This is a genomic window from Mycobacterium sp. 852014-52144_SCH5372336, assembly GCF_001665615.1.
In the GTDB taxonomy this organism is placed as follows: Bacteria; Actinomycetota; Actinomycetes; order Mycobacteriales; family Mycobacteriaceae; genus Mycobacterium; species Mycobacterium neumannii_A.
The window spans coordinates 93,930-107,281 of sequence record NZ_LZSW01000027.1; the positions used below are offsets into that span (position 1 = coordinate 93,930).

Genomic DNA, 13,352 nt, shown 5'->3' on the forward strand with positions numbered 1-13,352 from the left:
ACCGATCGTGACGGCCATCGGTATTACATCGGACGGCCGTTCGCCTACCCGTTCGACCCGTGCACGACGCCCCCAAGCGTACCCCCTCCGGTTACCGTCGGTCGATGATGCCAAAAAGACAAGCGGCGCCATGGTATTCGACTCCGCGACCATCGTGTGATAACCGATCGTCAGGACTCAATCGAGCACAGGTGGCGGTTCGACTACGCGACCGCCTTAAGCTTGCGGACGCTGCCGATAGGCCAACGATAAGCGGCTCGCTGTAGACCGCTGTTCGTCAGATCATTGCCGTCGGTACAGGCGGCCGTGCATGCGCAACCAGGCGACATTTCCGTTCGGGTCGCGCACGAAATTGGAACGGGTGCCGAGGGTTTGACCGTCTGGACCCAGGTCGAGTCCATAGTCCGGCCGGTAGAAGGCGAAGCCCAGATGTGCGCTGGTGTCGGCGTCCTCATCGGGGTGAGTGCTGGGATCGGCCAGGTCGCTCATGGTGCCGTGCAGTCGGCCATCCCTGCCCTCGAACTCGATGACAACCTTTTCGAGGCTGCCGGATTCGGTGATCTGCTCCGTCACGTACCGCCCTTCGTAGGGCGCGAGGTCCGCCGCACTCAAAGTTTGCGGTTCCGCTGGCATATTGCTGATCCCCGCGAACCGGCGCAGCGCCCAATCATCGGCGAACAGATCGGTCGTGAGCTGCGCCCCACCCTCGGAGTTGGTGAGCAAGGTCATCGCGAAGTTTCGGCTGGGCACCATGAAGAAGCCCGACCTTTGGCCTTGCCAGGTGCCGCCGTGCTGCACGATCGTCTCGTTCTCAGCCGACGGGCGCAGCATCCAGGTCACCCCCATCCCGGTGAGCTCGACCTGCAGCGTGTCGCCGACGCCGGGGTTGGAGCGCATCGCGACAAGTGCTTGTTGGCTCAGCAGCCGAGTGCCGTTGGGAGCGGTACCGTCACCAAGGTGAAACCTCGCGTAACGCAACTGATCCCGAACGCTAGAGATCAATGATCCGGTCGGGTTGCAGCTGCGCGGGAACTCCCAGAAGCCGTTGTCGACAACGGGTTTACCGTCAACCACGTTATGGGATGCCGCGATATTGAAGCCGATGATCTGGTCCGAGAAGTACCGGGTGTGCCTCAGCTCGAGCGGATCGAGCAGCAGATTCTGTACCGCCGCCTCGTAGGTGGACCCGGTGACGACCTCGATGATCCGCCCCGCCACGACCAATCCTGCGTTGTTGTAGGCGAATACGGTGCCCGGCGGTGTCAGTTGCGGCAGCCGGGTCATCGATGCGACATAACGAGACAACGCATCATCGCCACGGCCGAAGTCCTGCAGATCGTCGCCCAGCCAGCCCGATGTGTGGTTGAGAAGCTGGCGCACGGTGACGGCAGCGCTGGCAGATGGGTCCGCCACCGCGAAGTCAGGAAGGTAGCGGCGGATTGGAGCGTCGAGGTCCACTTTGCCCTGATCCACCAGCCGCATCAGAGTCGTACCGGTGAAAGTCTTTGTGGTGGAACCGATGCGGAACACCGTATCGCCGTCGACCGGTACCGGATGGTCGACATTGGTGACACCGTAGCCCTTTATGTACTCCTGGCCGCCCGCCAGGACGCCGACTGCCACCCCCGGTATCGCATAGGCCTTCATGCCCTCTTCGATCTTGGCGTCGAGTTCGTCGAATCCCGTTGCCGCGTTGGACGCGGAGGTCGTCGTGGGTTCTGATGAAGGGCTCGAAGAACACGCGGACAGCGCCAGCGCAGCGGCCCCGGCGACGGCTCCGCCCAGCAGGCCGCGACGCGATATCCCCGCGACATCCGACGCTGTCGTCATGGTGGCGGAATGATCTCGTACGGCGGTGGTTGTGTCGCGCCGACACAACTCGTATCCGGTCGACCCGGATCTTCGTAGAACGAGGCGATCACCTTCGCCCCGCAGTCATTCGTGTACACGCCATGAGCGACGCCGGGCACCGTCACGACGTGGGATTGCGAGAGATGTTGCGCCACATACTCACCCCACTGAGGCCCGGTCTGTCCGTCGTAACTCCCCGACAGCACCAGCGTCGGGATCGCGCTCTCGGTGACCGACCGGATCTCATCGGGCGCCTTGGGCACATCCCAGGCGGCGCAGGCGTCGCGCAGGAAAGGCAGTTGCGGCGCTTGGTCGCGAACCGACTCAGGAAACTCCGGAAAGGCCTGCTTTGCTTTCTCGAGTTGATCCTCGACCGATTCGAACGGGACCCATTCACGGCACCACACGCTCAAGGTCAGGCCCCAGCCCATGGTCCCGACCCGCTCGGGATTGGCCCACACTTCGGCGTACAGCTCGGCGATCCGCCTGGGATTGTTTCGGGCCAGTTCGTCAATCGCGGCCGGAAACTCTTCTGGGAAGTGGGTGGCCAGCGGGACGAACCAGTTCAGCAGCGCGCCACCGTCGAGGATGACTTCGGTGTCTCCGACCGACGGGACGGCGACCGTGGTGGTGACTGGACGCTCTTCGAGCCGATTGACCAGTCTGATGAACGACTCGGCGAGGTCGGGATAGCGCGCCTGACATGCGGGCTGTGCCGCGCATGCATTAGTCATGTTGTCGAACGCTTCTTTGGCGCTGCTCCAGGTCCACCCGGGGGTGGCGGCCGAGGGTGGCGCCACCCCGTCGAGGGTCACCGACCGGATCCCGTCGGCGTCGTGCCGCATGTAGATCAGCGCGAGATCGGTGCCATACGAATGCGAAAACACGTTCCACTGGTCGACGCCCAACGCTGTCCGCAGGTCCGCAAGGTCATATGCGCTTTCGGTGGAGTTGAACGCCGCGAAGTCGGCCTCCGGGGCCAGGCGGTCCCGGCACGCCCGGACCGCCTGCACATACTGATCGCCGGTGGAGGCCGCGTCATAGACCAACCCGACGCGGCGCGCGTAGAACTGGTCGATCTCCGGGCAGGTCAGCGCCGGCTTCGACGAGTGAGTCCCACGCTGCGACAACAGGATCAGATCCCGGTTGCGGTTGATGCCCACATCGTTCGGAATCGGCGGATCCGCGACCGCGTCACCGCCGGGGCCCCCAGTGAGGAACACAATCGGATCCGGTGAGGGTGGCTGCGTCTCCGCCGGAATGATCGCCACCGCCAAATGCAGCGTGCGCCCGCCGGCCTTGGTACGGTCCTCGGGCACCAACAACTCCCCGCACCGGGCACCTTCCAACTCGGGCACCGGTTGTGGTGTTTCGGGGCAAGGCCCGGCCACGAATTGCGCAGGCGGATGTTCCACGGTTGTCGGTGTTGTCGGGGACGGCGCGCCAGCGGGCGGTGCGCTCGAGTTGCCGCACGCGGCGCAAACCACGACCACGATGAGCGTTAGCACAAACCCCACCCGGCGCACCGGACGCGCGGTGAGCGCCCAACCGTCAACTGGTGGAAACGGTCCCGCCCACGTCACGGCAGAAATCTTGACACACGAACCGAGCGCCGGTCATAGAAATATGCCGAACTCGCCAAGGGCTCCGCTGCGACACGGTCCACCATCGCCCGTCAGTTCAGCGCGAGGTTGACGGCGACGACGAGCCAGCCCATTCCCGCATTCAGAAAGCCGATGACCACCGTCCATGTTCGGGAAAGCCTGGCCTGGCGAGCCGCAATCACGCCCCAGAAGAAGAGCAACACCACGTTGAGGTTGAGCGCGACCGTGGTGTAACCGATGGTGACTCCACCGTCGGGATGCTCCCAATCGTCGGGCCAGTCAAAGGCTGCAGCGAGCAGCAGCACGGCCAAAGTGGGCAGGGCTGCCGCGACGACGGGCCACCCACTGGCTACATTTCGCAGAAAGGCGGCAATGTACTGTGCGCCTCCGGCCTCCTCGTGGCTTGAGACATGCAACCCATACGCGCGGGTCAGCAGGCTCAACCCCACACCAAGGAGAATCCATGCGATTTCCTGCAGAGGGTTACCACCGGCTTGGGCGGCCAGCAAGAGAGTCGTCATGATGGTGCCGGTGAGAAACGCGGCCAGTGTGCTGGACTCCAACCTCACAAGCTGCAAGCGTAAGCCGCAATCACGCCTCGGCGCCGGACCGACGCGGCCTATGACGCCTATCGTTGTCAGAGTTGCTTCCCTGGATATTGGCTCAGATGCGCTGTGATGCAAGGACTTATCATCTTCAGCGCCCCACGCCAGCGCGCGAGCTCAGCGGCGATTTTCGGCGCGCCAACGAAACATCCTCACATCGTCACACCGATGACCGACGACGGCACGGGTGCGCGGCAGTGAACACGCCGCATGATCGGGCGCGCGGCCTCCGCGTTGTCCTCCGCGACATCCTGGAAACTGCGGCCCAGGCCAGATGTTCGTGGACGTCGCGTTGAATGCCGACCCGCGGGGGTCGGTCGCCTTTCAGGTGACGGACCGAAAGCCGTGTTTCGTGCGGTCGTGACGCATCAGTGGAGGCTTTGAGGATCCGTTGAGGTCGACGCCCGATTCTCTTTTCAACCACGAAGACCGTGGCTCCACGAAAGGAAATCCGATGACCAACACCCCGTTCACCAAGCCCGCAGGGACCGCCGCGACCTTGGGCGCGGTCAAGAAGTTCGCCACCGCTGCCGCCATCGCGGGGGCCCTGGGGCTAGCTGCCCTCGGCATGGCCGGCGCCGCGTCCGCGGCGCCCGCCAACGACTCCGGGTCGGCGCACTCCACGACCTCCTCCGGGGATCACGCCGGCTCGGTCTCCGTGCCGCACGCTGAGTCGTCGGCCCCGCATGCTGAGTCGTCGGCCCCGCATGCTGAGTCGTCGGCCCCGCACGCTGAGTCGTCGGCCCCGCACGCCGATGCAGCCTCACCGACGGGCGACGACGTGGTCCACGCCCACCTGATTCCCGGTGTCGAGCTCGTACCACCGGCCGCCGCACCGCACGCTGAGTCGTCGGCACCGCAGGCTGAGTCGTCGGCGCCCCATGCCGACGCAGCCTCGCCGGCGGGTGACGACGTCGTCCACGCCCACCTGATTCCCGGCGTCAAGCTCGTACCACCGGCCGCTGACGATCCGCAGACCGCTCACCCGACTCCGGGTTCCACGTCGAATCCCAACGAAATCGGCATGGTCTACCCGTCCGGCAGCATCTACCCCAACCCTCCCGATTACGACCCCAACTGCGGACCCGCCTGCTACGAGGTGATTGACGAGTGAGGTGCACGACAAGCAAGTGAGTTGAGCGGGGCAGGTGCTTCCAGTGGAACACCTGCCCTTGCTCCGTTTACAGATCGGACCCCGCGGTGATGGCGGTCCGGTTCCAGCTTCTGTTCGCGTTCTCCTCAGCACATGGGACGGAGCGACCTGCGCGACGCGCCACGGCGACTACTCCGCGCGCAGCAGCGGATTCATCGGCGCCGCGAGATCACTGCGGCGACCACCGCCAGTATCGTGGCCTGGTGCGATTAGTCGGGCCGATCCGACGCAGGCTCGTCGGAAGTCTGCGACGAATCACAATCGCTTCGGCCCTGCTTATGGCAGGTGTCCTCAGCCTTGCCATCGATATCAGCGCTTTCAGTGCACGGTCGGACGCGGCGCCGGCGGATGCGGCCATCGTCCTGGGCGCGGCCGTCGACGACGACGAGCCCTCGCCCGTGCTCGAGGAGCGGCTGCGGCACGCGGCCATGCTGTACGAATCAGGCCAGGTCGATTGGATCGTCCTGACGGGCGGTGTCGGACAACAAGACACGCTCTCCGAATCCGAGGCCGGCCGCGACTGGCTGATCAAGGCTGGGGTGCCGGCGGACCGCTTGCTCATCGAGAACAGCTCGCGCACCACCAAGCAGAATTTCGCCTACGCCCGACCGCTGCTCGCCGAACATGAAATCAACCGAGTGCTCATCGTCAGCGATCCGCTGCACATGCGCCGTGCCACGCGTATCGCCACCGAATTGGGCCTTGACGCGCACCCTTCGCCGACGACCAGTAGCCGCTACAAGACCCTCCAGACGCAGATCCCGATGTTGTTGCGCGAGGTGTACCACAGCGTGCAGTACTTCATGACGCGCCAATGACGAGCAACGCGCACGGTTTACGCCGAGGCGGCCAGCGCCTTGCTGTCCTCGTCGGCGAAGGTGTCCTCCAGCGTCAGCGGTGAGTAGTCCAGGTCGATCTCCCCGACTGGGCGGCCCCGGGCACTGCTGATGGTGCCGAATCGCCGCATTCCCTTGTCGCTTGCGTACTGCTTCATCTCGCCCGCTTCCAATCCGAACGGAATCTCGTCATAGAGGGTCGACCCGTCATCGGCGTTCTGCAGCACCAGCGGGATGAGTTCATTCATCCGCTCCTCGAACACCGTCCAGTTCGAGTCATCGGCGGCGACGTGACGCCGGCAGGTGAAGGTGCCCCACGCCATGTGGCGCCGCTCGTCGTCGCCGATGCGCCGCACCAACTCCTGCATGCCGGGCAGGATGCCGCGGTCCACGCAAATGCGGTGCCACGCATAGTATCCCGTCAACGCCATCATGCCTTCGATGACGTGGTTGTAGGTTGCCGACGCGCGAACCTGCGCGGCGGGGGACGGGTCGGCGTTCAACGCCTCCAGCGAACTCGGCAGTTCGTCATAGAAAATCTTCCGGTACGACGGGAGATCATCGAGGTGGTGGTGGAGGTCGTCGGTCAGCCCGACGGCGTCCAACCACATCCGGAACACCTGGGTATGCTTGGCTTCCTCGAACGCGAACTGGGTCAGATACATCTCGTCGCCCAAACGGCCTTCGGCCCGCATCGCGGCCATGAACGGCTGGATGTCCTGGGTGACGGCTTCTTCGCCGGCGATGAACTGCGCACACAGTCGTGCGGCGTAATCACGCTCGAGTTCGGTCAGGGACTCCCAGTCCTCCCGGTCGCGGGAGAAGTCGATATCGGCGGGATTCCAGAACTTCGCATTGCCCCCTGCGAAGAGCTTCAACGGGAGGCTGTCCCAGTTGAGGCCACCGGCGTCGAGTGACGCTGAGTTCTTTCGTGTCATCGTTGGACCTCCTTGGTCGTCTTTTGGGCTGGGTTGTTGCTGGAGAATGCTTGCGCCAGAACGGATACGAGCCTGCGCACTGCGAGTGCCGGCTGATCGGGAGTGGGATCGTCGAGCCCGAGAACCGGATCCATGCCGCGCACGTAGGGGGCCAGCGCCATGTGGGGAAAGATCATCAGCAGCAACGACAGCAGAGCGTCGGTGTCGCAATCGGCGCGCAGGTCACCGCGCGCATGTGCATCGCGCACCAGTGGCCGCAGAACCTCCAGGTAGTGGCGATGGAGGACGGTGTGCACGGAAACCCGTGCGTCGGTGTCGATCTCGAAGTTCGACGCGGCATGCAGAGCGCGGTCGTGCGGGTGGTCGGCAAAGTACGCCACCCAGGTGTCAAGCAGATCGGTGAGGAACTCGAAGAAGGGCCGGCTCGGGTCGAGTTCCCGGATTCGTTCTTCGATGTACGACCGCACTCGCTGGCTGCCGAGATCTGCGATGTAGGCGTAGAGATCGCGCTTGTCGGCGAAGTACTGGAACAGGCTGCCCTTCGCGACACCCGCGCGGCGTGCGATGACGTTCAGGCTGCCCTGCGAGTAGCCGTGCGCCCCGAACTCTGCCTCCGCCGCTTCGATCACAGCCGCGCGCCGGCTCGGGTCGACCCGAGCCCATGTGACAGTCGGCATCCACACCTCCCAGCGATGACCACTGGTCATACTACTGTGAGTGGCGTCACAGTCAAGAGGGCCTGGCCGGATCGTCATGCAGTGCTGAGACGACGCGCGACCGTGCCAAATGCACTGGTGGCTGGTGGATCAGCTCGTCAGCCCGTCGCCGCTACCGTCGCCGCCCTAGGATGTGGCGGTGCGCTCCGTGTTGCGGCCGTTCGACCTGTGGTGGCGCTATTTCCCTCAATTGGCGGCGCTGTACCTGCTCGGTTGGCTGGGTCGTCGCGGCGCCATCGAGCTGGCGGCCTGGGCCGGGTGGGACAACGACGTCTGGGCCGCGCTGATCATGCCGTTCGCCGGGATGGCGCGGCTCGGTTCGTACGTCGCGATGTTCTTGGTGCTGCGCTCGGCCATCCCCGCGCTGGCGGCGCTGCCGCGGCGATCTGCGCGCAGCGTCGACGTGTTCGCCAACATCATCGTGCCGTTCTTCGCGATCTATCTGGCCTGGAAGCTGTTCGCAGAGGACTGGATCGAGTTCGAGACGGTGGCCCTCGACTATCGCATCACCGACTCCGTCACCGAAGCGCTGACATCCACGGAGCCCACCGAGCTTCATCCCGATCAACTGCCCGTCGGCACCACCACGTGGGTGATCATCGTGTCGGCGCTGGTCGTGCGTTATGTGCTCAGCAAGCTCAAGGACAAGCTGCCGGGGTGGATGATCGCCGTCCGCGTCTACGTCGACGCGCTGTGGGTCTTCCTCACGCTGAGCTTCGCTGCCAGCGAAGGCGTCGGCTTCCTCATCAACCCGATGGGCTGGATCTCCGAACGGCGAATCGTGGTGTGGTTCAACGAGACGCGGGCCGCACTGTTTACGCACTTCGCGCCGCTGGAAGCCTTGTGGGACGGCCTGATGGCGGTGCTGCGGACAGCATTCGGTGGAGCCACGATCCCGCTTCTCTGGCTCGCCGTCGCCGGGATCGTCTACGGCGTGTCCATGCCCGACTGGCGCCGCGCGGCTCGCCGCGTTGTGGGCAGTCGCGCCGACAGGGTGATCAACAGCGCGGCAGAGCGGCGCAAGATGCTCAAAGAGCGCGGTTGGGACGTGCCCGAGACGCTGGGCCAAAAGGTGCGCTCCTGGCTGCTCTCCAAGCTGGGCAATTACAGCACCATCGTTGATTCGGCACGGCTCATCCTTTACGGGGGAGTCTTCGCCCTGTCGCTGTACGTGTTGGGCTATCTCGGCTTGGCGTGGCTCGACATGTCCGGGTCTTTCTATCGGCCCGAGATGGGCAATGGCTACTTATTCCGGTTCGTGGCATGGCTTCTCGGTCCGCATCCGCTGCCCTTCTGGTACGGCTTCGCCGAAACGATCGCGCTCGGCTCGCACCTGATCATCGAGCCCCTTCGCATCTGCCTGATCGCGTCCACGGTGGCGTACTGCCTTGAGCAACTCGAAAAGCAGGAACCTACAACATCATCCGCGCCAGTAGCCGACCGTCAGCACTTGTGACATCGAGCGCGTCGGGCACCGCATCCTGCGGCAGCACGAACGCGAACTGCACCGGGCCGGGCTTCTCACACCTGATCCCCACACCATCGGGTGGAGTCGGCCCCAAACCGCCCGCCTTCTCCGATGCCCACCGCCGCTGACCGTCGGTGATGACAGCGCTGCAGGTTTCGGGGTTCTCACGTGCCGGACCCGACATGTCGACCGTCACCACCGTCAATACGGCGACCTCGGGTAGCTGCGGCCCGAACCGGGAAGGCTTGCGGTTCAAGTGCCTCACCGAGTCGACCTCCCAGGTGTATCCGCCGGCGCCGCCGGACTCACCCTTCGCCACCACTACGTCCGGAACCACCGTGTCGCGGTAAGTGGTCCACTGATCGCCCAGTGTGGTCGCGATGATGACGCCGATTGCGGCCACCATGACGACGGCACCGATCAGGTTTCGCACCCACAGCGCCGACAGCCATCTCCTCATGACGCACGTTCCAAGGGAGCCTCGAGTCTCACGGTCTGTACTCGGCGGGCGTCTGCGAGCGGAACATCGATGACAAGACGCGAGTCCAGTTGCTCGTCATAACCCGTCCACACCCGCAGCGTGATCGGTGCGGATGAGCCGGGCTCGAGAAGGGCCGGCGCGACATCGAACACCCACGACCCGCGTTGCGCGATACCGGGCCTGACGTTCCCCCGGAGGGTTTTGAGGAAAAACCGATCGGTGGGTGTGTACGTGTTCGACCCGACGATCAGGTCACTGCGGGGTAGTTCGGTGGTGACCGGTGCCTCCAGGGTGGCGTCGACAACCACCCAAACGCCCGCGGGTGCAACCGAATCCACTTGCGAAGAGATACGGACATCGGTGACGGTAGCCGCGACGTCGCGGCCGGCGGCACGCTGTCCCGCCTCGCCGTACACGTCGAACGGTCCGGTGATGTCCGGCGGTGTCGGCAGGTTCTGCCACACCACCGCGGCCGCCGCGATCACAACGACTGTCGTGATCACCGTCAGCGCCCGGCGCGTGCGCGGATTCACGGCAGCCCCTGGACCGGAACGACCACCCGACCGTAGTTATCCGTGTCGATCCATTCCTTGCCACCGTAGGTGACCATCAGCTGCGTGAACGTCTTCTTCCACACCCGGATGGTCACCTCCTGAACCCTATGTGCGCTGGATTCCGGGACCTGCCAAGTGAACGCCAACTGTTCGGTGAGTCCGGGTCCGAGACTCTGAATCGCAGAACCGTCGCGCAGACGGAAGGTCCCGAAGATCTCCTTGCCGGCCAGACCCTGTAGGTCGAGGAGATCGCGGAGGCCTCCTGGCACGGTGCCGGTGTTGTCGACGGTCGCCACGACGCCCAGGTAGACCTTGCCGGGTTCGGCAGCGCCGATGGTGGCCAACCCACCCTTGAGTTCGCGGACGAACCTTGCCCGCTCGACCGTGATCGTGAACTGGCCATCGCTGAACTCCTCGGCGACCTTGAACGGCGTGACTTGCTTGTCGACGGTCTCGAGGCCGCCGAACGCGGCGGTGGCCACGAGAATCAGCAGAAGCGCGGTCCGTCTGATCTGTGCGACGTTCAATCGGGACAACCTCTGCGCGACCCGATGCGTCCGCGGCACGGGGACCGGAGGTTCGCCACCCACGTTGGTGGATGCTAATCGCAACCGCGGCATACGCGCAGATCTTCTGCCACGCTGCTGTCACACGGGACGGAACGGCGGCCGGTTTGCTTGTCGACGAAGGCCAGTCGCGCTTATCAGAGCCCTCGATGGATGAAGTCGCGAACTACGAAAAGCTCGCATCCCGGCCGCCTTCTGGAGCGTGACACCCAATGTCCCTGAGGCGAAGTCCGCCTGCGCCACATCCGTGCCGGTGAAGGTATACACCGATTGCGACTCCAATCGGCCAATGAGCCCGTCGTCTCAACCGGGGATGAGGTAGATCCTCATGCCTGTAGCCGTCGGCACCGAAACCTGCAGGCCGCTTGCTGTGAAATTCAAGACCGCCTTGTCGGTTCCTGTGTAGCTTGTCGTGCTGACGGTGCCCGTTGATGTATTGACGACTGTGACTTGCGAAGTCGTCTCCGTGGCGGTTGCAGTAGACGTAGCGCCGGCAGCCCTGCTTCCATCGGCGGAGACCCGGAGGTCGTAGATGTCGTTCGCGGTTGGCGCGACCGTTATCCGGCCGGTTTGCGTGTTAGCTGCGATCAGCTTGATACCCGTGTACTTGTTGGCGGTGAAGTCGTATCCCTCCGCAGCCCACATCACCGCGCCCACGCCATTTGTGCTCATCTGAGGACGAGAAGCGTATCCACCGTACGTCGACAGTTGGAGTGGTGTGCCCACGATTGTCCCGTTGGTTGTGTCAATGACTGCGATGCTCGAGGCGCCGTCTGTCGCATTTGTTCTGCTCGAGTACGCCACTACCACACGGTTGTTGGGACCGACCCCGCTGTCGACGAAACTCACGGCCGAATTGGTGGATGGTCCGGAGAAGATTGTAACGGAGTTCACGAGAGCTCCGGATGACACGTTAAGCACCGATACCCGAGCGATTGTGTCGTAGAGCCCGGTTGCACTGTTGTAGGTTTGCGTTTCGGTGTAGAAGGTCATGCGCTGACCGTCCGGGCGCAAATCGCCCCCCTCCAGCTTGCCGCTGATCGTGACCCCTGAACTTATCGCCGTACCGGTGGTGGCATTGAACGGCACTACCAGCGTGTCGCCGGTGGTGGTCTCGACAATGAAGAGGCCGCGGGTACGATCGTCGTTCCACACGACACCCCGCCCATATCCCGAGTACGTCGGCGTCGTTGCCACCACCGCGCCGGTGGTGGCGTCGATAGTCTTGATAGAGGGATTGATCCAGGTAGGTAGGAAGACCTTGGTGCCATCGGCATTGAACTGTGCCCCCGTAGCGAAGTCGTTCAGAACCGTCGGTGCACCTCCGACGATCGCACCCGTGGCGGTGTCAACGATCATGATGGTGGTTTGGAGCGCGTTGCCGGGATGTGTGCCTAGCACGACCCGATTCCCGGTGGGGCTGACCGCCGGCACGCTCATCTCGTAGCCGGTGAGGGTCCTCACAGGCCCGACCGCCGCGCCGGTGACGGTGTTGAAGACTGCCATCCTCACGGTGGGGTCGTCCACATCCGGATACGTCTTCGTGCTCAGCACGACGCGGCCGTTCCCCGCGAATGTCAGCCCCAACATGTACTCGTCACCGACTAGGGTCGGAGTACTGAGTACCTCTCCTGTCGCGGTGTTGACGATCGCATACGTGATACCAGTGTCGTCGTAGCGGTCGATGGCGGCCACTGCACGTGCGCGGTCCGGGCTGAGTTGCACAACCCAACCGCCGCCATAACCGCCTGCTGCGTTGACCGTGAAGGTCGAAGTCGTCGTGGGAGTGAGGATGGCGAAGTTTGTGAATGCGGTTGAGCCAGAGTAATTTTCGCCTGCGACAACGACTGTCTTGCTGTCGGCATCGAAGCGGTGCTCGGCATTGCCTGTGACGCTCGCGGCACCGCCACCGCGCAACGAGCCGTTCGCGAGAGTTATCGCTGCGAACGTTGTCGTGTTGCCGTTGGTTGTTCGCACCACAGCGGCCGTTCCATCGGGGGTGAAGAAGACGGACGGAGTATCGCCGTCAACGAACACCGGTGTGCCGACTGCGCCGCTGGTGCTCGAGTTGTAGACGGTGACCTTCGTCCGCGTCGTGCCGGTCGACGAGTCCCTGGTAGTCATCAGGACGCGGCCACCGTCAGGGCTGACGTACATCGTCGAGGAGCCCGTCGCCTTCGGGATGTCGGTGATGACTCCAGTCGGCATGATTTCGACCGTCACCGTCTTCGTGATCAAGCCGCCGTGACCGTCGCTGACGGTGAACGTGAAGCTGTCTGTGTCGGTACCCGGTGTGTTTGCAGCGGCATTGCGCGCCGCGCTTGTCGCCACGTAGGTGTAGGTGCCCAAGGTTTGGTCGATTGACGCCGTGCCATTGGTTGCCGCGCCAGTGATCTGGTAGGTCAACGTGTCGCCGTCGGCGTCAGCGCTTCCGGTGGACCCGTAATGCACTCCGTTGGCGAATCCGTTGTATACGGGCGCGGACGTTGGGCCGGCGTTCTGCGGCTGGATGGTGACGGTGACCTGTTTGGTGATGAGTCCGCCGTGGCCGTCGTCGATGGTGACGGTGAAGGTGTCTTT

At 64.0% G+C, this 13,352-nt stretch carries 12 protein-coding genes; 3 read left to right on the forward strand and 9 right to left on the reverse strand.

The genetic code is table 11. From position 1 onward, the window contains the following. Positions 1–282 precede the first annotated feature (282 nt). The 3 genes from A5759_RS05420 to A5759_RS05430 all read right to left on the reverse strand — a co-directional run bounded on the left by A5759_RS05420 (position 283) and on the right by A5759_RS05430 (position 4,024). Positions 283–1,830, reverse strand: a complete 1,548-nt coding sequence (locus A5759_RS05420) for a serine hydrolase (protein ID WP_082961989.1) — start codon at positions 1,828–1,830, stop codon at positions 283–285. Further along, positions 1,827–3,170 carry an alpha/beta fold hydrolase gene (locus A5759_RS05425; RefSeq protein WP_068194885.1) on the reverse strand — a complete coding sequence of 448 codons (1,344 nt, stop codon included), beginning with the start codon at positions 3,168–3,170 and terminating at the stop codon, positions 1,827–1,829. Before A5759_RS05425 ends, A5759_RS05420 begins: the two co-directional genes overlap by 4 nt. Before the next feature lie 356 nt (positions 3,171–3,526). Next, positions 3,527–4,024, reverse strand: coding sequence for a hypothetical protein (locus A5759_RS05430; RefSeq protein WP_156616817.1), 498 nt, complete (start codon positions 4,022–4,024; stop codon positions 3,527–3,529). 490 nt (positions 4,025–4,514) lie between these two features. Here A5759_RS05430 and A5759_RS05435 point away from each other — a divergent pair, with 490 nt between their 5' ends. Both A5759_RS05435 and A5759_RS05440 read left to right on the forward strand, forming a co-directional pair. Then, positions 4,515–5,174 carry a hypothetical protein gene (locus A5759_RS05435; RefSeq protein WP_068194852.1) on the forward strand — a complete coding sequence of 220 codons (660 nt, stop codon included), beginning with the start codon at positions 4,515–4,517 and terminating at the stop codon, positions 5,172–5,174. Positions 5,175–5,491: 317 nt separating this feature from the next. Further along, on the forward strand, positions 5,492–6,031 hold the full coding sequence (locus A5759_RS05440) for a YdcF family protein (RefSeq protein WP_068194855.1): 540 nt from the start codon (positions 5,492–5,494) through the stop codon (positions 6,029–6,031). Positions 6,032–6,048: 17 nt separating this feature from the next. On the opposite strand, the gene A5759_RS05445 is transcribed toward A5759_RS05440, so the two are convergent. Further along, entirely contained in the window at positions 6,049–6,987 is a 939-nt protein-coding gene (locus tag A5759_RS05445; RefSeq protein WP_066845821.1) for a R2-like ligand-binding oxidase, read from the reverse strand. Next, the gene (locus tag A5759_RS05450) at positions 6,984–7,664 is read right to left on the reverse strand and encodes a TetR/AcrR family transcriptional regulator (protein ID WP_068194887.1); all 681 of its coding nucleotides are present in this window, start codon (positions 7,662–7,664) and stop codon (positions 6,984–6,986) included. Before A5759_RS05450 ends, A5759_RS05445 begins: the two co-directional genes overlap by 4 nt. 178 nt (positions 7,665–7,842) lie before the next feature. Between A5759_RS05450 and A5759_RS05455 the strand changes: the two genes are divergently transcribed. Then, a complete protein-coding gene (locus A5759_RS05455) occupies positions 7,843–9,159 on the forward strand; it encodes a hypothetical protein (protein ID WP_068194890.1) in 1,317 nt (438 codons plus the stop codon). On the opposite strand, the gene A5759_RS05460 is transcribed toward A5759_RS05455, so the two are convergent. From A5759_RS05460 to A5759_RS05475, 4 genes are all read right to left on the reverse strand, one after another. Continuing rightward, entirely contained in the window at positions 9,116–9,631 is a 516-nt protein-coding gene (locus A5759_RS05460) for a hypothetical protein (RefSeq protein ID WP_231984556.1), read from the reverse strand. The genes A5759_RS05455 and A5759_RS05460 overlap by 44 nt on opposite strands. After that, positions 9,628–10,185: a hypothetical protein gene (locus A5759_RS05465; protein ID WP_082961990.1), complete on the reverse strand. Its 558-nt coding sequence runs from the start codon at positions 10,183–10,185 to the stop codon at positions 9,628–9,630. The genes A5759_RS05460 and A5759_RS05465 overlap by 4 nt, the downstream gene beginning before the upstream one ends. After that, complete coding sequence (locus tag A5759_RS05470) at positions 10,182–10,796, reverse strand: hypothetical protein (protein ID WP_068194857.1); 615 nt, start codon at positions 10,794–10,796, stop codon at positions 10,182–10,184. Before A5759_RS05470 ends, A5759_RS05465 begins: the two co-directional genes overlap by 4 nt. Positions 10,797–11,075: 279 nt before the next feature. After that, positions 11,076–13,352 (reverse strand): Ig-like domain-containing protein (locus tag A5759_RS05475; protein WP_197505961.1); only part of this gene is annotated, 2,277 nt, incomplete at its 5' end.